This window comes from Roseomonas indoligenes (genome assembly GCF_017813365.1).
GTDB classification, from domain to species: domain Bacteria; phylum Pseudomonadota; class Alphaproteobacteria; order Acetobacterales; family Acetobacteraceae; genus Roseomonas; species Roseomonas indoligenes.
Genome location: NZ_JAGIZA010000004.1, coordinates 331,460 through 356,478 on the forward strand (window position 1 = coordinate 331,460; position 25,019 = coordinate 356,478).

Annotated in this window: 25 protein-coding genes; 10 read left to right on the forward strand and 15 right to left on the reverse strand. The window is 70.3% G+C overall.

The features are described 5' to 3' along the window. The first annotated feature begins 26 nt into the window (after positions 1–26). Entirely contained in the window at positions 27–1,397 is a 1,371-nt protein-coding gene (locus tag J5Y10_RS09020; protein WP_209372811.1) for a PleD family two-component system response regulator, read from the forward strand. A gap of 207 nt (positions 1,398–1,604) precedes the next feature. On the opposite strand, the gene J5Y10_RS09025 is transcribed toward J5Y10_RS09020, so the two are convergent. The 11 genes from J5Y10_RS09025 to J5Y10_RS09075 all read right to left on the reverse strand — a co-directional run bounded on the left by J5Y10_RS09025 (position 1,605) and on the right by J5Y10_RS09075 (position 10,714). Then, positions 1,605–2,339 (reverse strand): CHAP domain-containing protein, encoded by a 735-nt coding sequence (locus J5Y10_RS09025; RefSeq protein WP_209372813.1) that lies wholly within the window; start codon positions 2,337–2,339, stop codon positions 1,605–1,607. Between the two features lie 331 nt (positions 2,340–2,670). Then, positions 2,671–3,021, reverse strand: coding sequence for a RidA family protein (locus tag J5Y10_RS09030; RefSeq protein WP_209372814.1), 351 nt, complete (start codon positions 3,019–3,021; stop codon positions 2,671–2,673). Between the two features lie 95 nt (positions 3,022–3,116). Beyond that, the gene (locus tag J5Y10_RS09035) at positions 3,117–4,382 is read right to left on the reverse strand and encodes an MFS transporter (RefSeq protein ID WP_245214456.1); all 1,266 of its coding nucleotides are present in this window, start codon (positions 4,380–4,382) and stop codon (positions 3,117–3,119) included. 7 nt (positions 4,383–4,389) lie between these two features. Next, entirely contained in the window at positions 4,390–4,794 is a 405-nt protein-coding gene (locus tag J5Y10_RS09040; protein ID WP_209372816.1) for a hypothetical protein, read from the reverse strand. After that, entirely contained in the window at positions 4,791–5,270 is a 480-nt protein-coding gene (locus J5Y10_RS09045) for a hypothetical protein (protein WP_342452873.1), read from the reverse strand. Before J5Y10_RS09045 ends, J5Y10_RS09040 begins: the two co-directional genes overlap by 4 nt. Positions 5,271–5,317: 47 nt before the next feature. Then, positions 5,318–6,940: an NTP transferase domain-containing protein gene (locus J5Y10_RS09050; protein ID WP_209372817.1), complete on the reverse strand. Its 1,623-nt coding sequence runs from the start codon at positions 6,938–6,940 to the stop codon at positions 5,318–5,320. Then, positions 6,937–7,635 (reverse strand): XdhC family protein, encoded by a 699-nt coding sequence (locus tag J5Y10_RS09055; protein ID WP_342452874.1) that lies wholly within the window; start codon positions 7,633–7,635, stop codon positions 6,937–6,939. Before J5Y10_RS09055 ends, J5Y10_RS09050 begins: the two co-directional genes overlap by 4 nt. Beyond that, a complete protein-coding gene (locus tag J5Y10_RS09060) occupies positions 7,632–7,952 on the reverse strand; it encodes an XdhC family protein (RefSeq protein WP_209372818.1) in 321 nt (106 codons plus the stop codon). The genes J5Y10_RS09055 and J5Y10_RS09060 overlap by 4 nt, the downstream gene beginning before the upstream one ends. Next, positions 7,949–9,106 (reverse strand): vWA domain-containing protein, encoded by a 1,158-nt coding sequence (locus J5Y10_RS09065; protein WP_209373016.1) that lies wholly within the window; start codon positions 9,104–9,106, stop codon positions 7,949–7,951. Before J5Y10_RS09065 ends, J5Y10_RS09060 begins: the two co-directional genes overlap by 4 nt. Further along, a complete protein-coding gene (locus J5Y10_RS09070; RefSeq protein WP_209372820.1) occupies positions 9,103–10,005 on the reverse strand; it encodes an AAA family ATPase in 903 nt (300 codons plus the stop codon). Before J5Y10_RS09070 ends, J5Y10_RS09065 begins: the two co-directional genes overlap by 4 nt. Next, complete coding sequence (locus J5Y10_RS09075; RefSeq protein WP_209372822.1) at positions 9,998–10,714, reverse strand: SRPBCC family protein; 717 nt, start codon at positions 10,712–10,714, stop codon at positions 9,998–10,000. The genes J5Y10_RS09070 and J5Y10_RS09075 overlap by 8 nt, the downstream gene beginning before the upstream one ends. A 216-nt stretch (positions 10,715–10,930) precedes the next feature. Here J5Y10_RS09075 and prpB point away from each other — a divergent pair, with 216 nt between their 5' ends. Genes prpB through J5Y10_RS09090 form a run of 3 tightly spaced genes read left to right on the forward strand, consistent with a single transcriptional unit; the run spans position 10,931 to position 12,765 of the window. Next, positions 10,931–11,851 carry a methylisocitrate lyase gene (gene prpB, locus J5Y10_RS09080; RefSeq protein WP_209372824.1) on the forward strand — a complete coding sequence of 307 codons (921 nt, stop codon included), beginning with the start codon at positions 10,931–10,933 and terminating at the stop codon, positions 11,849–11,851. Next, positions 11,848–12,324 (forward strand): DUF192 domain-containing protein, encoded by a 477-nt coding sequence (locus tag J5Y10_RS09085; protein ID WP_209372826.1) that lies wholly within the window; start codon positions 11,848–11,850, stop codon positions 12,322–12,324. Before prpB ends, J5Y10_RS09085 begins: the two co-directional genes overlap by 4 nt. 21 nt (positions 12,325–12,345) lie before the next feature. Beyond that, entirely contained in the window at positions 12,346–12,765 is a 420-nt protein-coding gene (locus tag J5Y10_RS09090; protein ID WP_209372828.1) for an SRPBCC family protein, read from the forward strand. Between the two features lie 15 nt (positions 12,766–12,780). Here J5Y10_RS09090 and J5Y10_RS09095 read toward each other — a convergent pair whose 3' ends face one another. Together J5Y10_RS09095 and J5Y10_RS09100 are read right to left on the reverse strand one after the other, a co-directional pair. Then, positions 12,781–13,737 carry an MBL fold metallo-hydrolase gene (locus tag J5Y10_RS09095; RefSeq protein ID WP_209372830.1) on the reverse strand — a complete coding sequence of 319 codons (957 nt, stop codon included), beginning with the start codon at positions 13,735–13,737 and terminating at the stop codon, positions 12,781–12,783. Further along, positions 13,737–14,588, reverse strand: coding sequence for an ATP-binding protein (locus tag J5Y10_RS09100; RefSeq protein ID WP_209372832.1), 852 nt, complete (start codon positions 14,586–14,588; stop codon positions 13,737–13,739). The genes J5Y10_RS09095 and J5Y10_RS09100 overlap by 1 nt, the downstream gene beginning before the upstream one ends. 104 nt (positions 14,589–14,692) lie before the next feature. Between J5Y10_RS09100 and yajC the strand changes: the two genes are divergently transcribed. Further along, positions 14,693–15,037: a preprotein translocase subunit YajC gene (gene yajC, locus J5Y10_RS09105; protein WP_209372833.1), complete on the forward strand. Its 345-nt coding sequence runs from the start codon at positions 14,693–14,695 to the stop codon at positions 15,035–15,037. A 75-nt stretch (positions 15,038–15,112) separates the two neighbouring features. Here the strand turns inward: yajC and J5Y10_RS09110 are convergent, their stop codons facing one another. Then, a complete protein-coding gene (locus J5Y10_RS09110; RefSeq protein ID WP_209372834.1) occupies positions 15,113–15,748 on the reverse strand; it encodes a superoxide dismutase in 636 nt (211 codons plus the stop codon). Between the two features lie 129 nt (positions 15,749–15,877). On the opposite strand from J5Y10_RS09110, the gene J5Y10_RS09115 reads away from it, so the two are divergent. After that, the gene (locus J5Y10_RS09115) at positions 15,878–16,660 is read left to right on the forward strand and encodes a squalene/phytoene synthase family protein (RefSeq protein ID WP_209372835.1); all 783 of its coding nucleotides are present in this window, start codon (positions 15,878–15,880) and stop codon (positions 16,658–16,660) included. Positions 16,661–16,729: 69 nt separating this feature from the next. Further along, positions 16,730–17,773 (forward strand): MBL fold metallo-hydrolase, encoded by a 1,044-nt coding sequence (locus tag J5Y10_RS09120; protein WP_245214457.1) that lies wholly within the window; start codon positions 16,730–16,732, stop codon positions 17,771–17,773. A 39-nt stretch (positions 17,774–17,812) separates the two neighbouring features. Here J5Y10_RS09120 and uvrA read toward each other — a convergent pair whose 3' ends face one another. Then, positions 17,813–20,800, reverse strand: a complete 2,988-nt coding sequence (gene uvrA, locus J5Y10_RS09125) for an excinuclease ABC subunit UvrA (protein WP_209372836.1) — start codon at positions 20,798–20,800, stop codon at positions 17,813–17,815. Positions 20,801–21,025: 225 nt separating this feature from the next. Between uvrA and ssb the strand changes: the two genes are divergently transcribed. From ssb to coaD, 3 genes are all read left to right on the forward strand, one after another. Continuing rightward, positions 21,026–21,574 carry a single-stranded DNA-binding protein gene (gene ssb / locus J5Y10_RS09130; protein WP_209372837.1) on the forward strand — a complete coding sequence of 183 codons (549 nt, stop codon included), beginning with the start codon at positions 21,026–21,028 and terminating at the stop codon, positions 21,572–21,574. Between the two features lie 124 nt (positions 21,575–21,698). Beyond that, entirely contained in the window at positions 21,699–24,428 is a 2,730-nt protein-coding gene (gene gyrA, locus J5Y10_RS09135) for a DNA gyrase subunit A (RefSeq protein ID WP_209373020.1), read from the forward strand. Next, a complete protein-coding gene (gene coaD, locus J5Y10_RS09140; RefSeq protein WP_209372838.1) occupies positions 24,421–24,927 on the forward strand; it encodes a pantetheine-phosphate adenylyltransferase in 507 nt (168 codons plus the stop codon). Before gyrA ends, coaD begins: the two co-directional genes overlap by 8 nt. The last annotated feature ends 92 nt before the right edge of the window (positions 24,928–25,019 follow it).

Consider the following 25,019-nt stretch of genomic DNA (forward strand, 5'->3'; position numbering starts at 1 on the left):
CTCGGCGCGAAGGGAATGGGCCGGCCATGACCGCGCGCGTCCTCGTGGTTGATGACATCGCGGCGAACCTCAAGCTCCTCGAGGCGCGCCTCAACGCGGAGTATTACGAGGTTTCGCTGGCCAGTTCCGGTGCGGAGGCCCTGCGCCTCGCCCAGTCCTGGGGCCCTGATGTCATTCTGCTCGACGTGATGATGCCCGGAATGGACGGCTACGAGGTCTGCCGACTTCTGAAGGCCTCCCCCGCGACCGCCCATATCCCCGTGGTGATGATCACCGCCCTGGTGGACCAGACGGAGCGGGTGAGGGGGCTTGAGGCCGGCGCGGACGACTTCCTCTCCAAGCCTGTGGACCATGCCACCCTCTTTGCCCGGCTGCGGGCCCTGCTTCGGACCAAGCAGGTGCTGGATGCCTTCCGCCTTCGCGCCGAGACCGCCCGGGACCTCGGCTTCGAACCGATGCCGGACCCTTCGCGCAGCGTCGCCGGCTCCCGTGCCCTCCTCGCGACGGAGGACAACTCGGAAGCGATGACGCTCTCCTCCATCCTGGCGCAGGATGGGGTGGTGGTGACGCGGGCGGCGGACGTGAACATCGCCTGGGACCGGCTGCTGCACGAGGATTTCGACCTCGCCGTGCTCAGCCTCTGGCTGGATGACGGGGAGGGGCTGCGCCTCGCCTCCCGCATGCGCGCCCAGTCCTCCATGCGGGAGGTGCCGGTGCTGCTGGTGGCGGATACCGACCAGCGAAATCAGGTGCTGCGGGGCTTTGACCTCGGCGCCAACGACCACGTCCTCCGCCCGGTGGACGCCAACGAACTGCGCGCCCGTGCCCGCAATCAGATCCGCCGGAAGCGCTACCAGGAACGGCTGCGTGCCGACCTGCAGCGCAGCCTGGAAATGGCCGTGACGGACAGCCTGACGGGGCTGCGGAACCGCCGTTACGTCGTGCGCCACCTTGAAGGCCTTCTGCGCGCCGGCGGCGCCACCCTGCTGCTGATCGACGTGGACCGCTTCAAATCGGTGAACGACACATACGGCCACGCGATTGGGGACGTGGTCCTGAAGGAGGTCGCGGAGCGGCTTCGCCTGCATGTCCGGGCCGTGGACGTGGTGGCCCGCTTTGGCGGTGAGGAATTCGTGGTGGCCATGGCTCCCCAGCCGGCCGACGACGCGACCATGGTAGCCGAGCGCCTCCGGACCGCGATCTGCGAAACTCCCGTTCCGGCCGGTGAGCGCGGTCTCGAGGTGAGCATCAGCATCGGCGTTGCTGTGGCCGTCCCGGACTGCAACGTGGATGAACTGGCCGCGGCCGCTGATGTGGCGCTCTACCGGGCCAAGGCGAATGGCCGTAACCGCGTCGAGGTTGCCGAAGCCGAGGACTGGCCACGGCGAGAGGGCTAAGCGCAGGGGGCCTTCGCCTCTGTCCTGGGAAGGAAAAGGACTAGCCCGCCCAAGTCACGCAAGGCGCCCTGACACTAGATGGCTCCAAGGCAGTCCCCCAGACGGGCTGGCTGTTCACGACGGCAACCGCCCTGGAACGGCAGAAGGGGCACCGGACCTGTGTCCGATGCCCCTTCTGGTCTTGATAATATTGGTCGGAGGAGAGCCTCAGCGGCTCCCCTCGACGCCCAGGCCGCCGACCGAGGTGTTGATGAAGCGCAGGTGCGAGCTGGTGGCCGGGGCCTCCGCCACTTCCTGCATGCCGCGACCGTTGCGGACCATGATGGGGCCGCGCTGAGCCGGGGCGCCGTCCGGGCGGTTGAAGATGAAGCCGTAGGTCGCATAGGTCCGGCCGTAGCTGCCGGAGTCGTGACCGACCTGGACCCGCACCGCCGTCCAGTCATTCGCGTCGGAGACGTCCACGACGGAGATGTTACGCGTGACGGTGCCCTTGCGGATGCCCGGGCCTTCCCAATTCGCGTGGTGGATCGTGATCTCCCGCGCGCTCACCTGCCGCTCCACCACGGCGACGTGGCCGGACCGCATGCCGCCGGAGGCGCGGAAGACGAGGACGGAGCCAGGCTCGGGGCGGTTGCCGCGGGCATAGGCGCCGGCGGCGTTGTTCCACCAAGTGCCGCCATTACCGCTGACATTCATGCCGGTGACCATGCGAGCGTAGGGCACGCAGGAGATATAACCGCCATACGAGGCGTATTCCCGAGGGGCCTCGCTGCGGCTGACCTGGCGGGACGCGGCCTTCGTCACGTTGCCGCGGGCGGAGCGGACCGCGACGGCGCGGCCGTTCTGGGCAGCAGGGGCGCTGCGGGCAGACACATGCTTGGCACCACCCCGCTGGGTGGAGGAGGCCTCGGCGGTCGAGCTCAGCTCCGGAGCGAGCATCATCCCGCAAACCGCGATAATTGCGGCAGCAGCGCTTCTTGCCTGCATGTGGACCCCCAAGATCAAACCGTATCCCCCGGGCCGATCTTCCGGCCCCGCCGTGATGGCGTCGTCACGGAGGTGTTACCCGGCGACGTGAAACCCGGACAACCGTCGTCGGTGTTTCCAGGCGCAATGCGGCGTGATTCGCCAATCCCAGGGTATTCAAGCAAACGCGATAGGGACGTCTTTCCTAGCTTTCGCGCTCTCTGCAACGGAAGACACAGTGTTGCGGCATTGGTGACACAGCTAAGCGGCGGAGGAACCGGGGATTCCCGGCCCTCCGCAAGCGGCCTCAGCGGCAGGCCGTGACCATGATTTCAACGAGATGGCGCGGGTCGGCCATGTTGGCCTCGACGCAGGCGCGCACGGGCGCGCCGCCCTGCGGCAGCCAGTTCACCCAAAGCTTGTTCAGGGCATCACGGTCGCGGATGTCCTTTAGCCAGACCTGGGCCTGGAGCAGGCGGGTCTTGTCCGTGCCATGCTCCTCCAGCGCCGCGTCAATCTTGGCGAGGATCTGCTGGGTCTGACCGGACACGTCCTGGGACAGGTCGTCGGCGGTGACGCCGGCGACGTAGACGAAGCCGTGATACTCCACCGTGTTGGACAGGACGGGGTTGGCGCCCTTGCGGATGATCGCGCTCATGAGGATTCCTCTCGGCCGGAATGGCTTGGCGCTTCTAGGGCGGGACTAGCCGTGGCGGAAGCGCCGGGCCAGGGCATGCCCTTTCCGGCGCGTCCTCAAGCCCTATCCGAGGACCGCTCCAGCGATGCGGAAATGCGCCCGATCCGCGATAGGCCCCAGCCGAACACCGCCAGTGCCAGCACGACGGCAGCGAAGGTGGGCAGGCGCAGGCCAAACGCCTCACCGGTCGTCCCGAGGGCCAGCGCACCGAGCGCCGGGCAGGCGCGGGAGATCAGGGCCCAGAGGGACATAATCCGCCCTCGCATGGCCGGGGAGGCCGCGGTCTGCGCCAATACCTGCACGGAGATGCCATGGGCTGAGGCGCTGGCACCGATGGCCGCGCCGCAGAGCAGCGCGAAGGGAAAATAGCCCGTGGCGACGAAGAGCCCCGTTGCGACGGCCTGGGCCAGGATGGCGAGGACCGCAATCCGCGTCGTGCCGCCCAGCCGCCCCCGGGAGGCGACGGTAAGCCCCGCCACGAGTGCCCCGACGGCAAAGGAGGCGGTCAGCATGGCCATCGATTCGGCGCCGCGCCCGAAGATCCGCTCGACATAGGGGGGCAGGATCTCCTGGACGCCGCGGAGCAGGATCGAAGAGAGGGCGGAGAAGGCGACGATCGGCCCCAGGCCCGGGTGGCGCGCTGCATAACGGAACCCCTCCAGCGTCTCGGCGAACAGGGAACTGGTGGCGGGATGGCCGCGCCGCTGCTCGGGGTCCACCCGCAGCCAGGGCATCGAAAGGGTGGCGAAGCCGTGGCCGACGGCGTTGCAGAGGATGGCGGGCGCAACGCCCCAGGCCGCGATGACGAAGCCCGCAATCCCCGGCCCGACAAATCGCGCCACGTTGAAGAGCAGGCTGTTGGCGGCCACCGCGGCCGGCAGGTCCTCTCGCCGGACCAGGGCGGGGATGAGTGTCTGGCGGGCGGGCTGGGAAAAGCATGCGGCGGTGCCGCTGACCATCTCCAGCGCGAAGAGCAGGCCGATGGAGATGTGGCCGGTGGCCGTCAGGGTCGCGACGGCCAAGGCCTCGACCGCAATCACGCTCTGAGAGGCCATGGTGAGGCGGACCCGGTCGAGCCGGTCCGCCAAGGCCCCCGCGACAGGGCTGACCAGTACGGCCGGGGCGAGGTCCGCGAAGGCGATCAGCCCCACCCAGGCCGCGCTGCGGGAGAGCTCCCAGGCCAGCCAGGCCACTCCGATCCGGTGCATCCACAGCCCGGTCCAGGCGCCAAGGCTGGCCCCGAAGAAGATCCGCGCGTTGCGGCTGGCAAGCGCCCGCCCGAGCGGGCCTGCGACGAGGCGGGCGATGGGGGTGGAAGGCAAGGGCGCCTCAGCGCCGGGTCGGGGTTCCCGGCGCAGGGGTCGGGGCCGGACGGGGCGTCGCGGTGGGCGAGTTCGCGCCCCGCACGCAGTCGGCCGCCATGCGGTCGCGGTCATAGACCTGGGCGAACTGGTCCGAGATGACCTGCGGCCCGAGATAGGAGGTGGTGCCGATGCGGGCGTTGTAGTCATCCTGCCGCATCAGCTGGCCCCGGTCGCGGAAGCGGACCACGCGCTCGGCATCCGCCATGCAGGCGGCCGCACGGTCGGAGCGGGCGGCGTCGCCCCCGGCATTGGGTACGCCGGCGCGCGACGCAACGGGCGCGGCCGGCGGCGCGGCGCAGGCCGTCAGGCCGAGCGGCGCGGCGAGCAGAAGAGCCAGAACCGGGCGCGTCGTCATGGACAGGGACTTCATGCGGTCAGCGCTCCGGCCGATTCCTGGGATAGTCGGGGTCGCGCGAGGCGGCCCCTAAGCCCCTCTTCATCGAAGCGGGCGGCGGCGTCCAGGGGGTGCGTGGCGGCGGCGCGCAGAAGCTCGGGGTGCAGGACCGTTCCTTCGCGTCCGATGTCGAAATGGCCGCGCAGCCAGTGGGCGCGGCCCATCACCTCAAGCAAGGCGAGGAGGCGCAGCAGCGTGGCAATGCCTTCCGCGTGGTCGAGCCCGACATGGCGGTCCAGCGCCTCCGCCCAGCAGCAGGCATCGCGGTCTTCCAGCAGCAGGTCCAGAGCCGGCGCGTCTCCCGTTCGTCCCCGGAACCGGAAGGCGCGCGGCGGCCCTTCCAGGGCGGCATTTGCGGCGTCCCGCGCCGCCTCCCAGGCGCGCAGCAGGGCACGGGGCGGGACGGCGGGGGTGGCCTCGGGGGCGAAGGGAATGGCGTAGGCGGTCGGCACAGAGGATAGGTGGGGTGCCCCGGCCCGAAGGTCAGGGGCTTGACGATTCACAGCCCCTTCAGCGTGTCCGCCGTGTCGAAATCCCGGAGGACGCCGTCGTCGGACATCTCCACGTTGAACAGCCGGTCCGCGTGCAGACCTGTCAGGTGACGCGCGCCGACATCCCCCGAGATGCCCAGGATGGCCTCAAAGAACTCACGCCCCCAGAGGACGGGATTGCCCTGCTTGCCCCGGAAGGTCGGCTGGATGATCGCTCGGCCCTCCTCCGGGTCGAAGGCGGCCAACAGTCGGTCCAGAACGGCCGCCGAGACGAGGGGCATGTCCCCCAGCATCACCAGGACGCCCTCGACATCCGGCGGCAGGGCGGCAATCCCCGCCTTGAGCGAAGCGGAAAGTCCCTCGGCATAGTCCTCCGCATGGGTCATGAGCACGGGGCGGCCGGACAGCGCCTCCTCGACCCGCTCGTGCTCGTGCCCGGTGACGACAAGGACGGGGCGGGCGCGACTGGCCAGTGCGTTCTCCACCACCCGCGCCACCATGGGCCGCCCCTCCCGGTCCGAAACCATCAGCTTGTTCAGCGGCGCCATGCGACGGGACCGCCCGGCTGCCAGCACGAGGGCCGCCACGCGGCGCGGGCGGCGGGGGGCGGCGACAGGCGCGGTGCGAGGGGCCTCGCCGCGGGGAAGAGGACGCGTCTCGATCTCCTTCAGAAGGCCGCCGACGCCCATTCGCATCAGTGCCTTCGGCGAGACCGGTACGCCGGCGAAGATCCGTTCCAGTACCCAGTCGAAGCCGTTCACCTTCGGGCTGCGCGCGCAGCCCGGCAGCACCATGGCCGGGGTCTCCCCGATCCGCCCGAGGCAGAGGAGGTTGCCGGGGTCCACCGGCATGCCGAAATGCTCGATGGTGCCGCCGGCACGGATGATCGCGGCCGGTGCCACGTCCCGCCGGTCCACCACGGCCGAGGCGCCCATCACCAGGAGCATCTCCGCCCCGGCCTTGCGGAGGCGGCCCAGAGCCTCGGCGATCGCCGCGGTCTCGTGGGCGCAGCGCTCCGGCGGCAGCATCGTGCCGGCGAGGGCCTCGATCCTGGTGCGGGTGGCCTCGATCCCGTTCTCGATGACCGCGTCCTTCATCCCCGGCAGCTCGGAGCTCACCAGCCCGACCTTCAGCGGCCGGAAGGGATGAAGGGAAAGGGCCGCGGCGCCGCGCAGCATGGCCTCGGCGACGTGCAGCGCGCCGCCCGGCACGGCGAAGGGGATCACCTTCACCGTCGCCAGCATGTCCTTCGGCTGGACCACCGTGAAGTCGGGCAGGGTGGCGAGTGTAAGGCTCTCGTCCAGCGCGTTCAGCCGGTCCACCAGCGCCGCGTCCACCCGCAAAAGGCCGGCGGTTTCCGCCAGAAGGTTCACGCGGCCCGTGGCCGCGCGGGTGCGGGCCACCAGGGGGCGGAGCATGGCATTGGCCATGCGGTCCGCGGCCTCGTCCTCCGGCACGTCGCCGGATTCCAGCCGCGCGGCGACCACCTCAGCGTGGCCGCCGGCACGCAGGGCCTCGACACCCTCCGCGTCCAGGACGGTGCCCTTCTTCAGCACGCGGTTGGGCAGGCGCAGCGTATGGGCGAGGACGGCGCCGCGCGCCTCCGCCAGCGGGGTGGGACCGAAAATCATCCGAGCTTCCCGCCAAGGAGTTTTCCGCGGCGGGCCGCAACGACCTGGGCGACGATGGAGAGGGCGATCTCCGGCGCCGTCACGGCACCGATATCCAGCCCGACCGGGGCGTTGATGCGGGCGATGGCCTCGGTGCCGTGCCCCGCCTCCTGCAGCCGCGCGACGCGCTTGGCATGGGTGCGGCGGCTGCCGAGGGCGCCGATGTAGAAAGCGCCGGACCGCAACGCCACGTCCAGCGCCGGGTCGTCCAGCTTCGGGTCGTGGGTCAGGGTCACGATCGCCGTGCGGCTATCCGGGCGCAGCGCCTCCAGCGCCTCGTCCGGCCATTCCGTGACCAGCTCGGCATCGGCGGCAAAGCGCTCCTCCGTCGCGAAGGCCCGGCGGGGATCGACGATGATCACGGAGAAGCCCGCCGCGGCGGCCATGGGGACCAGGGCCTGGGCGACGTGGACGGCCCCGACCACGATCATCCGCGGCGGCGGGGTCTGCGGCTGGACGAACCAGGTCTCCTCCCCGACCGTCACCGGCCCGGCCTTGTCCGCCAGCAGCGCCGCTTCGGCGGCCTCGGCCAGGGCAGGGGGCAGGGCCTCGTCGGGATGCAGGCACTGGGCGCCGTCCGGCATTCGCGTGAGCAGTGCCACCGGCCGCCGCGTTGCGCGGGCGGCCTGAAGGATTTCCAGGGTCTCGGGCGTCACGCCAGGGGTTCCACGAAGACTTTGAGCTTGCCGCCGCAGGCCAGCCCCACCTCCCAGGCGCGCTCATCCGTGATGCCGAAATCCAGCAGCTGCGGCGTGCCGGTCTTCATTACCTGCTGCGCCACGTCAGCCACCGCACCCTCGATGCAGCCGCCCGAGACAGAACCGGCCAGGCGGCCGCTTACCGTCACGGCAAGGCGTGACCCTGCCGGCCGGGGCGAGGAACCCCAGGTCTCCACCACAGTGGCCAGGGCCACGCTCTCTCCCTCCGCGCGCCAGGCGCGGGCGGTCTCCAGGATGTCCTCGGTGCCGCTCATGCAGGCCTCCCGTCGCGGCGCCCGTCACCCGAGAGAGTGGCGACCAGGGCGCGCAGGCTGTTGAGGTTATGCACCTGGCGATGCTCATGCACATGGGGGAGGAGGGCACGTATGCCCGCCGCGCGGGGCTGGAACCCGGCATAGCGCAGGAGAGGGTTCAGCCAGATCAGCCGCCGGCAGGAATGGCGCAGCCGTTCCGCGGCTTCTGAGAGCCCCTCTGCCCCGCCGCGGTCCAGTCCATCGGTGATCAGCAGCACGACCGCGCCCTGGCCCAGCACGCGCCGGGCCCAAAGGCGGTTGAAGCGGTCCAGCGCCTCCGCGATCCGGGTGCCGCCGGACCAGTCCGGCAGGATGTGCGACACGGCCTGGAACGCCACCTCCGGGTCGCGGTTCCGGAGCGCGCGGGTCACATTGGTCAGGCGCGTGCCGAAGACGAAGCTATGGACCCGGGCGCGGTCGTTCTCCACCGCGTGCATGAAATGCAGCAGGATCTGCGCGTAACGAGCCATGCTTCCCGAAACATCGCAGACAAGGACCAGCGGCGGCGGGCGGCTGACCCGGCGCCGCCGCTCGATCCGCGCGATCTCGCCGCCGAGCCGCATGGAGGCGCGGATGGTCGCGCGCAGGTCGGCGCGGGGGCCGGTCGGGTCCGGGCGGAAGCGGCGGGTGGGGCGTTCGGCGAGGGGCAGGACCAGGCGGCGGATCTGCCGTTTCGCCTCGGCCAGTTCCTCGGCCGACATGGCCTCAAAATCCAGCCGGTTCAGCCGCTCCTGGTCCGACGTGGTGAGAGCCGCATCCTCGCGCCGTTCCGGCGCCCCGGCCGGGTCCACAGGCGGCGCTGCGCCGGGCATGGCCTCCGCAGCGCGGCGGGCGGCCGGGGGCGCCGCTTCCGGTGGCTCGTCATGCGGGCCGGAGGCACGGATCGGGGTGTCGGGATTGCGCCAGAACAGGTCGAAGGCTGAGTCGAAGACCTCGAAGTGGTCCCGGCGGTGGATCATGGTCGCCCGCAGCGCCGCGCGGAAAGCGGCGCGGTCAGAGAGCGGGACATGGGACAGCGCCTCGGCGGCGGATAGGGACTCCGCAGGGCCGACCGGAAGTCCGGCGCGGCGGAGCACCCGCCCGAAGGCGAGGAGATTCGGGGCCAGCGCGCTCAGGACGCCGCCTCCCGCGCCTCCTCCACGCGGCGGGCCAACTCGGCCCCGCGCAGGCGCGCGATGTCGTCCTGGTACTTCAGCAACACGCCGAGGGTGGCTTCGGCCGCGGCCGGCTCCAGTTCCCGCCGGTCCAGCGCGGTCAGCGCTCGGGCCCAGTCCACCGTCTCCGCCACGCCCGGCGGCTTGAAGAAGGAATCGCCATCCCGCAGTCCCTGCACGAAGGCGACGACCTGGGCGGAGAGGGCGGCCGGCACCTCCGGCGCGCGGCGGGCGAGGATGGCCCTTTCCCGCGCGGCGTCCGGATAATCCACCCAGTGGTAGAGGCAACGACGGCGGATGGCGTCGTGCACCTCGCGCGTGCGGTTGGAGGTGATGACGACCACGGGCGGGGTCTCGGCACGGATGGTGCCGAGTTCGGGCACCGTGATCTGGAAGTCGGCCAGCACCTCCAGCAGGAAGGCCTCGAAAGGCTCATCCGCGCGGTCCAGCTCGTCGATCAGCAGCAGGGCGGGGCTGCCTTCCAGAGCCTGGAGCAGCGGGCGTGGCTCGAGGAAGCGGCGGTCGTAGAGGCCGCGCTCCAATGCTGCCCGGTCCGCCTCCTGCGCCGCCTCGGACAGGCGGATCGCCATCAGCTGGCGCGCGTGGTTCCACTCATAGGCGGCGGAGGCGAGGTCCATGCCGTCATGGCATTGCAACCGCACCAGCCGGCGCGGCAGCTGGGAGGCCAGCACCTTCGCGATCTCGGTCTTCCCCGTGCCGGGCTCGCCCTCCAGCAGAAGGGGGCGGCCCATCGCGAGTGCCAGGTGGACGGTTGTGGCGAGGGCCCGGTCGGCGACGTAGCCGCCAGCCTCCAGCAGCGCCTGCGTGGCGCCGACGTCCCTGGGCGGGAACTCAGCCAATGACGAAGAGCAGCCCGAGGATCACGAGGAAGACCGCGCCGCCAAGCCAAAGGTTGATCGGCAGCCCGAAGGGCTCCCGCGGGATCGCGTCCAGCATTGCGGCGAGGTTCCCCTTGGCGGCGCCGGGGCGAAGCGCGGCCATGGCGGTCTGGCGCGGCTCGATCGGCTGTCCGGTGCTGGCGACGGACGGCCCCGTGGTAGGCACCATGTCCGGTGCCGCGGCCGCGGCGGTCGCGGGACCGGCCGCAGAGGCGGGAACCGTCTCGGCCGCGGCCACCTGGGCGGCGAAGCGGTCGAAGAACTGGTCGGCCATCTGGCGGGCGGTGCTGTCCACCAGCCGCGCGCCGAGCTGCGCCATCTTGCCGCCGACCTGGGCCTTCACATTGTAGTTCAGCACCGTCGTGGAGGGGCCCTCAGACACCAGCCCCACATCGGCGCCGCCGCGGGCGAAGCCCATCGCGCCGCCCTGGCCTTCGCCGGTGATGGTGTAACCCTCGGGCGGATTGATGTTGGTCAGCGTGACCTTGCCGCCGAACTTGGCGGACATCGGCCCGATCCGGACCGCGACCTTGGCCGCGAAGCTGTCCGGACCCGTCCGCTCCACCGACTCGCATCCGGGGATGCTGGCCTGGAGCACGGCGGGGTCGTTCAACGCCTCCCAGACGCGCTCGCGCGGCGCCTCGATGCGGCGGCTCCCCGTCATGTCCATGCCCGTCGCTCCCCGTGCTGTTCTGTCCCGCGGCGCAAGCTAGGGGAGGGCAGGGGAGGTGGGAAGGGGGCCTACCGGACCGGTGCACCCGGCCGGGTCGCGCGGTCTGGCCGCCCGGGGAGGGCGGGTGTAGCCTGCCGGCGACTGAAGACGCCGGCCGTTCCGGCGCCCCGACGGGGCCGCGTTCGCCCCGTGCCACGCCCGGGAGGTTCCCAGATGCCATATGTGATCGGCGACGACCTGCCGGATATCCCGGCCGGCCAGCGCTTCCGCGCGCTGCTGGACCGGCCGGGGATCCTGCGAATGCCCGGCGCGCACACCGGCATGGCGGCGCTGCTGGCGAAGCGGGCGGGGTTCGAGGCGCTCTACGTCTCCGGCGCCGCCATGTCCGCCAATATGGGCCTCCCCGATCTCGGCATGATCACCGTGGAGGACGTGTGCTGGCACGTCCGCCAGGTGTCCCGTGCCTCCTCCCTGCCCGCCCTGGTGGACGGCGACACGGGCTATGGCGAGGCGCTGAACGTCATGAACATGGTCCGCTCCTTCGAGGACGCCGGGGCGGCCGCGGTGCAGCTCGAGGATCAGCTGCTGCCGAAGAAGTGCGGGCACCTGAACGACAAGAAGCTCGCCGACCCGCACGATTTCGCGGCCAAGATCGCCGCCGCCCGGCGTGCCCGGAAGCACCTCTACATCATCGCCCGCACGGATGCGGCCGCGAGCGAGGGCATGGATGGCGCGGTCGGCCGGGCCAAGCTCTTCATGGAGGCCGGGGCGGACGCGATCTTCCCCGAGGCCCTGAACACCGCTGAGATGTTCCGCGAGTTCGCCCGCCGCATGCCCGGCGTCAAGCTGCTGGCGAACATGACGGAGTTCGGCCGCACGCCCTTCTTCACGGACCAGGAGTTCGAGGCGATGGGCTATGCCATGGTGATCTGGCCCGTCTCGCACCTTCGCGTCGCCAACCGTGCGATGGAGGAACTCTACGCCGCTATCAACCGCGATGGCGGCACGCAGGGCATGGTGGATCGGATGCAGACCCGGGCGCAGCTCTATGACGCGATCGGCTATCATGAGTACGAGGCGCTGGATTCCACCCTCGTCAGAACCGTGATCCCCGAGGGGATGCCGCAGCGATGAACCGGCGTTCGCTCCTTGGCCTTGCCCTGGCCGGCGCCTTGGCCTCTGGCGGCGCGCTGGCCCAGGAGGGGCCGCAGCCGAAGCTGCCGACAGAGCCGCTGGTCATCGTGACGCATGATGGCAAGCGGCACGAGTTCCAGGTGGAAATGGCGCTGGCGCCGGACCAGCAGATGGTGGGGCTGATGTTCCGCCCTTCGGTAGCCCCGACGGAGGGCATGCTCTTCGACTGGGGCCAGCCCCGCGAGAGCACGATGTGGATGCGCAACACCATCACCTCGCTGGACATGCTGTTCATCACGGCCAACGGGACGGTGCTCCGGATCGCCGAGCGCACGGTGCCGCGAAGCCTTGCCACCATCAGCTCCAACGGCCCGGTGCGGGCGACGCTCGAACTGGCGGCCGGCACGGCGGAGCGCCTTGGCATTCGCGTGGGCGACAAGGTGGAGCAGCGAATCTTCGGGACTGCGCGTTAGCCTCCCAACCGGAGGTTGCACATGGCCGTCGATCCTACCACCGAGGGACTCTTTGTCCGGCGGCGCTTCGAAGCGCCGCCGGAGCGCGTGTTCCAGGGCTGGACGAATCCGGAACTGGCGGTGCAGTGGCTGTTCTCGGGGCTGGTTGGCGAGGGTGCCGAGCTGGCGATGGATGCCCGTCCCGGTGGGGTATTCCGGCTGCGCGGCGCCCGGCACGAGGGCTATGGCGAGTTCATCGAACTTGACCCTCCGCGCCGCGTGGTCCTCGCCTTCGGCATCCCCGCCCTGCGCCACGGCGTGGACCGCTTTGTGGTGGAGATCGCGCCCAACGCCGCGGGCAGCCTCCTCTCGCTTACGAAAGAGGGGCTGCCGCCCGATCTGACGGACGAGACGGAGGGGGACTGGGGGGTGATGCTCGACCGGCTGGCCGCGATCCTCTGATCCCGCCCCGCCGATCTAAGGCCCGAGCGGCAGCACCAGCGTCTGCCCGAAGCGGGGGACGATGAAGTCCGCCTCAGCCAGGCCGGCGGCCCCTCGCGCCTCGGCCAGGGCTCGGGCGGGCTCGTCGATTCCCTCCTGCGTGAGTTTGAACGTCCCGAAATGCATGGCCACGGCCGTGCGGGTCCGGGTCTCCTCACGGGCCCGCACCGCCTCCGCCGGGTTCATGTGGACGGCGCGCATGAACCACTTCGGCTCGTAGGCGCCGATCGGGATCAGGCCGACTGCGAAGGGTCCTGCCTCAGCTCCGATCTGCCGGAGATGCTCGCCATGCGCGGTGTCGCCGGCGAAGAGGATGGCGCCCTCGGTCACCTGGATGGCGAAGCCGCCCCAAAGCGAGCGGCCGCGATCCCCGATGGCGCGGGCGGAGAAGTGGCGCGCGGGCAGGTAGGTGATCCGGGCGCGGCCAACACTCGTCTCCCCCCACCAGTCCAACTCCTCCGCCTCCGGCAGTCGGTTGCGGGTGAGGATGCGAGAGTTGCCGAGGCCGGTGATGACCCGGGGCGGCTTCAGCGCTCGCAGCGTCGGCACGTCCAGGTGGTCGTAATGGTTGTGCGAGAGCAGCACCGCATCCAGCGGCGGCAGCGCCGTGAGCGCCAGCCCAGGCGCCCTGGCGCGCCGGGGCCCCGCGAAGGAGAAGGGGCTGCACCGCTCCGACCAGATCGGATCCGTGAGCAGGGTAGGGCCGCCATGGAGCCGGATAAGGAAGGTCGCGTGGCCGATGAAAGTGATCGCGGCATGGCCCGGCGGCGGCTCGGTGGGAGGAGCCTCGGGCGGGTCGTCCAGGTGGCGTGGCCAGGGCGTACCCCCGCCCTCTCGCATCATCCGCCACACCTCGCGGAGCGGGTTGCCCGCCACGCAGCCGTCCGGGTTCAGGAACCGCCCGTCCGGCCCGCGCCGGGCACCCTCCCGCATCAGGCGTCCACCTTCACGCCGAGTTCCCCGGCCATGTCGAGCGCGAACTGCCAGGCGACGCGGCCGGAGCGGGAACCACGGGTGATCGTCCATTCCTTGGCGCGGGCCAGCAGGGCATCCCGTTCGATCGGGAGGCCGAGCGCGGCGGCGTAGCCCTCAACCATGGCGAAGTAAGTGGACTGGTCGCAGTTGTGGAAGCCGATCCAGAGGCCGAAGCGGTCGGAGAGGGAGACCTTCTCCTCCACCGCCTCGCTGGCGTGGATGGCGCGCTGCTGCTCGTTCTCGATCATGTCCCGCGGCATCAGGTGCCGGCGGTTGGAGGTGGCATAGAAGATCACGTTCTGCGGCCGCCCGGCGATCCCGCCGTCCAGCACGGATTTCAGCGCCTTGTAGTCCGCGTCCTCCCGCTCGAAGGAGAGGTCGTCGCAAAAGACCAGCACGCGGCGCGGCCCCTCGCGCAGGATTTCCAGCAGCTCCGGCAGGGTGACGATGTCCTCCCGCGCGATCTCGATCAGGGCCAGGCTGCCCGGCCGCTCCGCATTGGCCTGCCCGTGGGCGGCCTTCACCAGGGACGACTTGCCCATGCCCCGCGCGCCCCAGAGCATGGCGTTGTTCGCCGGCAGCCCGCGGGCGAAGCGCAGCGTGTTCTCCAGCAGCAGCGCCTTCTGCGCCTCAACGCCCTGCAACAGCCCGATGTCTACGGCAGCCACCCGGCGCACGGGGGAGAGGCGCGGGCGCGGGCCGGGGTGCCAGATGAAGGCATCGGCCCCGTCCAGCCGCGGCGGGGCGAGCGGCGGAGGCGCCAAGCGTTCCAGCGCTTCGGCAATGCGTGTCAGAAGGGCGGTTTCCATCGTCGTTTCCCGGTGGCCGGCCCCGCCGCGCTTGACGCGGGGGGGTGGGCAGCTAGTTTCCGCCCCTCTTCGCACCCCAAGAAACTCGACGGAAGCCCAGCCCCATGTTCATCTCCCCGGCCTATGCGCAGGATGCGGGCGCCGGCGGCGCAGCCGGCATGCTCATGCAGTTCGCCCCGCTCATCCTCATCTTCGTCGTGTTCTATTTCATCCTCATCCGCCCCCAGCAGAAGAAGATGAAGGATCACCGCGACATGCTCGGCCAGCTGAAGCGCGGGGACCGCGTGGTGACCGGCGGCGGGCTGGTGGCCACCATTACGAAGGTGAAGGAGGGCTCGGACGAGATTGAGGCCGAGATCGCTCCGAACGTGCGGGTGACGATCGTACGCACCACGATCGGCAGCGTGATCCGCCCGACCGCCGCGAACGACGTGGCCGTTAAGGCCTGATTCCCGACCATCCGGACGCGCGAAGGGCGCCGCGGGTTTCCCCGCGGCGCCCTTCCTCGTTTCCGGGCCTTGGTGTCAGGCCGACTGGCCGGACTGCATGCCCTTGCCGAGCAGGGAGGCCACGAACTCCCAGTTCACCAGCTTGTCCAAGAAGTTGGACAGGTAATCCGGGCGGCGGTTGCGGAAATCCAGGTAGTAGGAGTGCTCCCACACGTCCACGCCGAGGAGGGGCGTGCCCTCGCCGGTGGAGATGGGGTTCGCGCCGTTCGGGGTCTTGGTGATCTTGAGCTTGCCGGAGGCATCCTCGACGAGCCAGGCCCAGCCGGAGCCGAACTGGCCCACGCCGGCGGCCTTGAAGTCGTCCTTGAACTTCTGCAGCCCACCGAGGTCGCTCTCGATCCGGGACTTCAGCGTGTCCGGGATCTTGTCGTCGCCGCCGTTGGGCGACATGCACTGCCAGAAGAGCAGGTGGTTCCAGTGCTGGCCGGCTTGGTTCAGCACGGGCAGGGAGTCAGCCCCGCCCTTGCCGGCCTCGGCCACGATTTGCTCCAGGGTCTTGCCGGAGAGGCCCTTGCTCTCGACCAGCCCGTTCAGCGCGGTGACATAGGCCTGGTGGTGCTTGCCGTGGTGCAGCTCCAGCGTCTCCTGCTGCATGCCGCGGGCGGCGAGGGCGTTCACGTCGTAGGGCAGGGGGGGCAGGCTGAAAGCCATAAGGCATCTCCTTGCGGGTGATTCGGGCCGCAATGTCGCGCCGATACCGGCCCTGGCCAAGGGCGCGGCCCCTCACTCCGGCGCGAGAGGTGCTGGACAGGGGGGCTGAGGCGAGCCAAGGGGCGCGGCATGGCCGAGCCGCCCGATCAACCATCCCTCGCCGAATTTGCCCGCCGGCATGACCCGGACCGCTTCCTCTGCGCGCTTTTCGCCCCCGCCGCCTCGCGGGAGGCAATCTTCACCCTGATCGCGTTCAACCATGAGCTGGCGCGGGCGCGGGAGGCGGCGCGGGAACCGATGATGGTCCTGATCCGCCTACAATGGTGGCGGGACGCGGTGGAGGAAGCCGTGGCGCGCAGGCCCGCCCGGCGGCATGAGGTCGCGGGACCCGTTTCCCGGGCGATCGCCAATGGGAGCCTCGACCCAGCCGCGCTGCTCGCGATGATCGACGCGCGGGAGGGTGACGAGACGGGGGAGGGGGCGCCGCCCCTGCCGGAAAGGCTGCGCGGCACGGCCGGGGCCTTGGCCGCGGAGACCGGCCGCCTGCTCGGTGCTCCGCCGGAGAGGATGGAGGGGTTGCGCCTGCTGGGCACGGCCTATGGCTTCGGCGGTACGCTCCGCAGCCTCTCGGCCTTGGCGGCGCAGGGGCGTGACCCCCTGCCGGAAGGGGCCGACCCGGTGGACGCGGGGCGGGTCCTGGCGCGGAAGGGCCTTTCCATCCTGGACGCCGGGCGGAAGGCGGCTGTGGGTCTGCCGAGAGGCGCCGTGGCTGCGGCCCTGCCGGCGGTCCTGGCCCAGCGCGACCTGCAGCGCGTGCTCTCACCGGGCTGGCAGCCCGGCGCTCCGCCTGCCCCGCGCGGCCTGGGCGACCGGCTCGCCGTGGCCTGGGCCGGCCTGCGCGGGCGGGTCTGAAGCGCCGCTGCTGGCGCTTTCCCCTCCAGAGGGTGCAAGCTTCCCTCGATAAAAGGGAGGAGAGGTTCCATGTTCTTCCAGCAACGCCGTGCGCCCACCCGGCTGGTGGCGGAGGCCGTGGATCCCACGCGCAGGCGCTTCCTGAAGCTCGGCTGTGCCTGCTGCATCATGGCGGCCGCTCCGCTGAGCCGGCTGGAGGCCCAGGCCGTTGGGTCTGCCGAGGTGCAGCGCCACCTTGCTGCGGCGCGAGAGGCGGCGGGGACTGACCTGACGCCCCTCCTGCGCCTGGCCGACGTAATCGTGCCCCCGACCGAGCGCCGGCCGAGCATGGAGGAGCTGATCCGCATGCCCGCTCCGCCGCCGGGCCGGGCTTTCGACAACCTCGTCTTCCTCGGCAGCGAGTGGGTGACGGCCTGGGCGGTCCCGACATCGGACGGGATCATCCTGATTGACGCCATGGACAATGACGAGCAGGCTGAGACGATTACGGATGCGGGCATGCGCCGCACCGGGCTGGACCCCACGGCGGTCAAGCTCCTCGTCGTCACCCACGGCCACGGCGACCATTACGGCGGTTGCGGCCATTTCCAGCGGCGCTACGGCATCCGCGTGGTGATGAGCGGCGAGGACTGGCGCATGGTGGAGACAAAGCTTGAGTTCGACCTGCCGGCCTGGGGCCGCCCGCCGAAGCGGGACATCGCGGTGGAGGATGGCGGCAAGGTCGCGCTGGGCGACACCGCGCTGGATGTGATCGCCACGCCCGGCCACACCATGGGCACCATCTCCCTTCTGATGGACCTGAAGGATGGCGGTGCCACGCATCGCGGCCTGCTCTGGGGCGGTACGGCCTTCAACTTCGGGCGGCAGCCCGACCGCATCCGGCGGCTGCAGGCCTATATCGACGGCACGGCCCGGACCCGCGAGATCGCGGCGCGGCAAGGGGTGGACGTGCTGCTCTCCAACCACACCGGTTGGGACGGGGCGGCGCAGAAGCTGGCGGCGAAGCGCCCGGGCGCGCCGAATCCCTTCGTTCTCGGGAAGGACACGGTCCAGCGCGCGCTGACGGTGATGCATGAGTGCGCGCGCGCCACGATGGGCGTCTGGAACGCCTGAACGGGAAGCGGCGCCCTGCCATAGGGCAGGGCGCCGCGATCAGGCCCGCTTGCGCTTCTTCGTCGGCGCCGGCTCCACTGCGTCGCGGCCTGCCAGCAGCGGGGCGAGGAAGCGGCCGGTATGGCTTTCCGGGCTGGCGGCCACATCCTCCGGCGTACCCTCGGCCACCACTCGCCCGCCGCCGTCTCCGCCCTCCGGCCCCATGTCCAGGATCCAGTCGGCGGTCTTGATGACCTCCAGGTTATGCTCGATCACCAGCACCGTGTTGCCCTGGTTCACCAGCGCGTGCAGCACCTCCAGCAGCTTCCGCACATCCTCGAAGTGCAGGCCGGTCGTCGGCTCGTCGAGGATGTAGAGGGTGCGTCCGGTGGCGCGGCGGGCCAGCTCCTTCGCGAGCTTGATGCGCTGGGCTTCGCCGCCCGAGAGGGTGGTCGCCTGCTGCCCCAGGTGGATGTAGCCGAGGCCCACTTCGGTCAGCACCTTCAGCTTGTCCCGGATGGCCGGCACGGCGGAGAAGAACTCCAGCCCCTCGTCAACCGTCATCTCCAGCACGTCCGCGATCGACTTGCCGCGGAACTTCACCTCCAGCGTCTCGCGGTTATAGCGCTTTCCCTTGCAGGTATCGCAGGTGACGTAAACGTCGGGCAGGAAGTGCATCTCGATCTTGATGAGCCCGTCGCCCTGGCACGCCTCGCAGCGGCCGCCCTTCACGTTGAAGGAGAAGCGGCCAGCCTTGTAGCCGCGGGCCCTGCTGTCCGGCAGTTCCGCGAACCAGTCCCGAATGGGCGCGAAGAGGCCGGTATAGGTCGCCGGGTTGGATCGCGGGGTGCGGCCGATCGGCGATTGGTCGATGTCGATGATCTTGTCCAGCAGCTCCAATCCCTCGATCCGCTCGTGCGGGGAGGGGACGGTGCCGGCACCCATCAGTCGGCGGGCCGCGGCCTTGTAGAGGGTCTCAATCACCAGGGTGGACTTGCCGCCGCCGGAGACACCGGTGACGCATGTGAAGGTCCCCAGCGGCATGCTGGCCGTCACGGACTTCAGGTTGTTGCCCGTGGCGCCCACGACCTTCAGCGCACGCTTCGGGTCGGGCACGCGGCGCTTTGTGGGCACGGGCACCGCGCGGCGGCCGGAAAGATAGGCGCCGGTGATGCTGTCGGGGTTGGCGATCACCTCCTCCGGCGTGCCCTGGGCGATGATGCGGCCGCCGCCCGCGCCGGCGGCGGGGCCGATATCCACCAGGTAGTCGGCGGCGCGGATCGCGTCCTCGTCGTGCTCCACCACCAGCACGGTGTTGCCGATGTCCCGCAGCCGGCGAAGCGTGACGAGAAGCCGCTCATTGTCCCGCTGGTGCAGGCCGATGGAGGGCTCGTCCAGCACGTAGAGCACGCCCGTCAGGCCGGAGCCGATCTGGGAGGCCAGCCGGATCCGCTGGCTCTCGCCGCCCGAGAGGCTGGCGGAGCCGCGGGCGAGCGACAGGTAGTCCAGCCCGACATCGACGAGGAACCGGAGCCGGTCGTTGATCTCCCGGAGGATGCGGCGGGCGATCTCCTGCCGCTGGGGGGAGAGCTGGTCGAAGACGCCCGCGAACCAATCCATCGACTTGCGGATGGAGAGCTCGGAGGCCTGGGCGATGTTCAGGTCCGCCACCCGGACGGCCAGCGCCTCCGGCTTCAACCGGGCGCCCTGGCAGACATGGCAGGGGCGCTCGGACTGGTAACGCTGCAGGTCCTCACGGACCCAGGGGTTGTCCGTCTCGCGGAGGCGGCGCTCAAGGTTCGGGATCACGCCCTCGAAGGCCTTCTTCACCTCGTAGGCGCGAAGGCCGTCCTTGTACTTCAGGGTTACCACGTCGGAAGTGCCGTGCAGGATGGCACTCCGAACCGCCTTGGGCAGGTCCGCCCATGCGGTGTTCGTGGACACCTTGAAGTGCCGCGCCAGGCTTTCCAGCGTCTGGTCGTAGTAGGGCGAGGAGGAGCCACCGGCCCAGGCGGCCACGGCGCCCTCGGCGATGCTCTTCACGTCGTCCGGTACCACCAGGGCGGGGTCGAAGAACTTCTCCATCCCCAACCCGTCGCATTCCGGGCAGGCGCCCTGGGGCGAGTTGAAGGAGAAGAGCCGGGGCTCGATCTCCTCGATGGTGAAGCCGCATTCCGGGCAGGCGAAGCGGGAGGAGAAGACGGTGCGCTTCCCGTCATCCGCGCCTTCCAGGTAGATCACGCCGTCGGAGAGACCAAGCGCCGTCTCAAAGCTGTCCGCCAGGCGCTGCTGTGCGCCCTCGCGCACCACCACGCGGTCCACAACGGCCTCGATGTCGTGCTTCAGCTTCTTGTTGAGGGCGGGCACCTCCTCAATCCGGTAGAGGGTGCCATTCACCTTCACCCGCTCGAAACCCCGGCGCTGAAGCTCGGCCAGTTCCTTCTTCCACTCGCCCTTCTTGCCCCTGGCGACCGGGGCCAGGACCAGAAGGCGCGTCCCCTCCGGCATGGCCAGGGTCCGGTCCACCATCTGGGAGACCGTCTGGGCCTCGATCGGCAGGCCGGTGGCCGGGGAGTAGGGAATGCCCACCCGCGCCCAGAGCAGGCGCATGTAGTCGGCGATCTCCGTGACCGTGCCGACGGTGGAACGCGGGTTGTGGGAGGTGGTCTTCTGCTCGATCGAAATGGCCGGGGACAGGCCCTCGATACTGTCCACGTCCGGCTTCTGCTGCAATTCCAGGAACTGCCGGGCATAGGCGGAAAGGCTCTCCACGTAGCGCCGCTGGCCCTCCGCGTAGATGGTATCGAAGGCGAGGGACGACTTGCCGGAGCCGGAAAGGCCGGTGATGACCGTCAGCGTCCCCTTGGGGATGTCGAGGTCGATGTTCTTGAGGTTGTGCTGCCGGGCGCCGCGGATGCGGATATGGCCGCCGCTGCCGATCTCGAGCCCGCCCCGGTTGGCAAGGCGTCCGGCGGTCTCGGGAAGGCTGTCAGGCACGGGCAATCCGACCCTTCTGTTCGCATTGTGTTCACCGGTGTTTGCCACCATATGATGGTGGCGGGAAGAGGTCGCCGGGGGGCGCCTCCTCCCTTCCCCCTGGGGGGTGGCCTTGCCGCCTCCCGGGGGGTAGCTTCCGCGACCCGCCTGGGTTTCCCGCAAAGGGATTCGCAGGGCGGGTCGAGGCGATTCGCGGCCCCGGCACGCGGCGCCAATCGGATTTGGTGATGGAAGGTTCCGGCCGGGTCTCCCCCGCCGGGCAGGGATGTGGGTGGCATGGCCGGCGTCAACAAGGTGATCATCCTCGGCACGCTGGGGCGCGACCCCGAGGTGCGGAACTTCCAGAACGGCGGCCGGGTGGTGAACCTGCGCCTGGCGACGAGCGAGCGGTACAAGGATCGCGAGGGGAACCAGCAGGAGCGGACCGAGTGGCACTCGGTGGCCATCTTCAACGAGAAGCTGGGCGAGATTGCCGAGCGCTATCTGAAGAAGGGCAACCAGGTCTACATCGAAGGCGCGCTGGAGACCCGGAAGTGGACCGACCAGCAGGGCCAGGAGAAGTACACGACGGAGATCGTGCTGCGGCAGTTCCGGGGCGAGCTGACCCTGATCGGCGGCCGCGGCCAGGGTGGCGGCGGTGAGGAGGGCGGCTCCTCCGGCGGTGGCTATGGCGGCGAGCGGGGCGGGTCCTCTGGTGGCGGCTACGGCGGCGGGCGCTCCTCCTCGGGCGGTGCCGCCAGCAAGCCGCGGAGCGGCGGTGGTGCCGGCGGTGGCGGCGGATGGGACGCACCGAAGGCGGACCTGGACGACGACATCCCGTTCTGATGGCGGCAGGTTTTTGGATGGCCGTACCGGCCGGATGGGAAGGCAATAAGTGAGCGAGACGGAAGGCGGACCGCCGGACGAGCGGCCCTTCGACGAGACGCAGCCCGTCACCCTCGAGGACGAGATGCGGCGCAGCTACCTCGATTACGCGATGAGCGTGATCGTGGCGCGCGCCCTTCCGGATGCGCGCGACGGGCTGAAGCCCGTACACCGCCGCATCCTCTTCGCGATGAACGAGAACGGGTTCACCGCGGACAAGCCCTACAAGAAGTCGGCCCGCGTGGTCGGCGACGTGATGGGTAAGTACCACCCGCATGGCGACAGCGCGATCTACGACGCCATGGTCCGCATGGCGCAGCCCTTCGCGATGCGCGTTCCCCTGATCGACGGCCAGGGCAATTTCGGCAGCATGGACGGCGATCCCGCCGCGGCCATGCGCTACACCGAGGCGCGGCTGGCGAAGTCCGCGACCGCGCTGCTGGCGGGCATCGACGAGGACACGGTCGATTTCCAGCCCAACTACGACGAGAGCGCGCAGGAGCCGCGCGTCCTCCCGGCCGCCTATCCGAACCTGCTGGTCAATGGCTCCAACGGCATCGCCGTGGGCATGGCGACGAACATCCCCACCCATAATCCGGGCGAGGTGATCGACGCGACGCTGGCGATGATCGCGAATCCCGACATCACGCTCGAGGAGCTGATGGGGATCATGCCGGGCCCGGACTTCCCGACGGGTGGGCTGATCCTGGGCCGCGCGGGCATCCGCTCGGCCTTCGAGACCGGCCGTGGCTCCATCCCCGTGCGCGCACGCTGCGAGATCGAGGAGATGCGCGGCGGGCGTTCCGCTATCATCGTTTCCGAGGTGCCGTACCAGGTGAACAAGGCGACGCTCATCGAGCGCATCGCCGAACTCGCCCGCGCGAAGCAGGTGGAGGGCATTTCCGACCTGCGGGACGAGAGCGACCGCGACGGCATGCGGATCGTGATCGAGGTCAAGAAGGACGCGACGGCGGAGGTGGTGCTGAACCAGCTCTACCGTTTCACGAACCTCCAGACCTCCTTCGCCGTGAACTTTCTGGCGCTGGACGACGGCACGCCCCGGCAGATGGGCCTGCGCGACGCGCTGCAGGTCTTCATCCGCTTCCGCGAGGAGGTGATTACCCGCCGAAGCCGCTTCCGGCTGAATAAGGCGCGGGACCGCGGCCATATCCTGATCGGCCTCGCGATCGCGGTCGCGAATATCGACGAGGTGATCCGCATCATCCGCGCCAGCGCGGATGCCGCGGAGGCACGCGCGGCCCTGATGGCGAAGCCCTGGCCGGCCGGCGATATCGGCGCCCTGCTAGCACTGGTGGATGATGCCGGGAACCTCGTGGTGGAGGACACCGTCCACCTCACCGAGGCGCAGGCGCGTGGCATCCTGGAGCTCACGCTCCGCCGCCTCACCGGGCTGGAGCAGGAGAAGATCCAGCAGGAGCTGGACGAGATCGCCGCCCAGATCCGCGAGCTGCTGGAAATCCTCTCCTCCCGCCCGCGGCGTCTGGAGCTGATGGCGCAGGAACTGGCTGAGGTGCGCGCCCAGATCGCCGTGCCGCGCATGACGCAGATCGTGGACGGGCTGGCCGACCAGGACGACGAGAGCCTGATCGAGCCGGGGCTGATGGTCGTCACCCTGACCCGCGACGGCTACGTGAAGCGCACGCCGCTCGAGACCTTCCGCGCCCAGAACCGGGGCGGTCGCGGCCGCAGCGCGGCGGGCACGCGGGAGGACGACGTCGTCATCCGCAGCTTCAATGCGCACACGCACCAGCATGTCCTGTTCTTCACCAGCCGCGGCATGGCCTTCCGTGAGAAGGTCTGGCGGCTGCCCGAAGCCGGGCCGACCGCGCGTGGCCGTTCGCTCCGGCAACTCCTTCAGCTGCAGGACGGCGAGACGGTCACGGCCGTGCTGCCGCTGCCGCAGGATGAGAGCCTGTGGGAGAATCTGCACCTCGTCTTCGCGACCGTCTCGGGCAATGTCCGGCGCAACAAGCTCTCGGACTTCCGCAACGTCCGGGCTGCCGGGCTCATTGCGATGAAGCTGGACGAGGGCGACAGCCTCGTGGGCGTGCAGACCTGCCGGGAGGGCGACGACATCCTCCTTTCCACGCGGCTCGGCCGCGCCATCCGCTTCACGGCGGAGGAGGGGGTGCTGCGCGTCTTCGCGGGGCGCGACTCCACCGGCGTGCGCGGCATCCGGCTGGTCGGGAAGGACGATGCGGTCATCGCGCTTTCCGTCCTGCGCAACGTGCCGGCCACGCCGGGCGAGCGGGCCGCCTACCTGAAGCTCTCCGCCGCAAGGCGGCGTGCCCAGGGCGAGGCCACGGCGGAGGAGGCCGCGGAGGCAAGCGCGGCGGCAGACGCCACGGCCGAGGAGGGCGCGGAGCCCGCCGAGGAGGTAGCGCTGACGGAGGAGCGGGCCGCGGAGCTGACGGAGGCGGAGGAGATCCTCCTCGTCGTCACCGACACCGGCTTCGGCAAGCGCAGCTCCGCCTACGAGTACCGCCGCTCCGGCCGGGGCGGGCAGGGGATCGCGAGCATTCCGCTGGGCCGTAACAAGGGCCACGCGGTCGTCGCGACCTTCCCGGTGCGCCCGGGTGACGACGTGATGCTCGTGACGGACAACGGGCGCCTGATCCGCATGCCTTCCGACCAGGTGCGCGTGATGGGCCGCCCGGCCGCCGGCGTCACGCTCTTCCGGCTGGACAAGGGGGAGGCCGTGACCTCCTGCTTCGTCGTGGTCGATGACGGGACGGCGCCGGATCCGGCGGTGCCGGATTCGACGTCGCCTGGGCCCGACGCCGGCGATGTCTGATCGCGTCGCCGTCTATCCCGGCACCTTCGACCCGGTCACGAACGGCCATCTGGACGTGATTGGGCGGGGCGCCCGGCTGGTGGACCGGCTGGTCATCGGGGTGGCCCGCAGCGCCGGCAAGGGCCCGGTCCTCTCACTGGAGGAGCGCGTGGAGTTGGTGCTGGCCGAGACGGCGGGCATCGCCCGCGCCACCGGGACGCGTATCGAGGCCGTGCCCTTCTCCGGCCTGCTGGTGGAGTTCGCCCGCGCCCAGGGCGCCACGGTCCTGCTGCGCGGCCTGCGGAACGTGACGGACTTCGATTACGAGGAGGGTATGGCCGGCATGAACCACCGGCTGGCGCCGGAGGTGGAGACGGTTTTCCTCCTGGCGGGGGAGGGGACCTCCTTTATTGCCTCCCGCCTGGTGCGAGAGATCGCGCAGTTGGGGGGAGACATTTCCTCCTTCGTGCCCCAATTGACCCGCGAGCGCATGCTCGCCCGCGTCCGCCCCGGCGCCTGACGGCGTACGGGGCCCGCCAAACACCCGGGAGTGACCACCGCCATGCGGCGTCGGACCCTTATTACCACCTCGATCGCGACTGCCACGGGAGC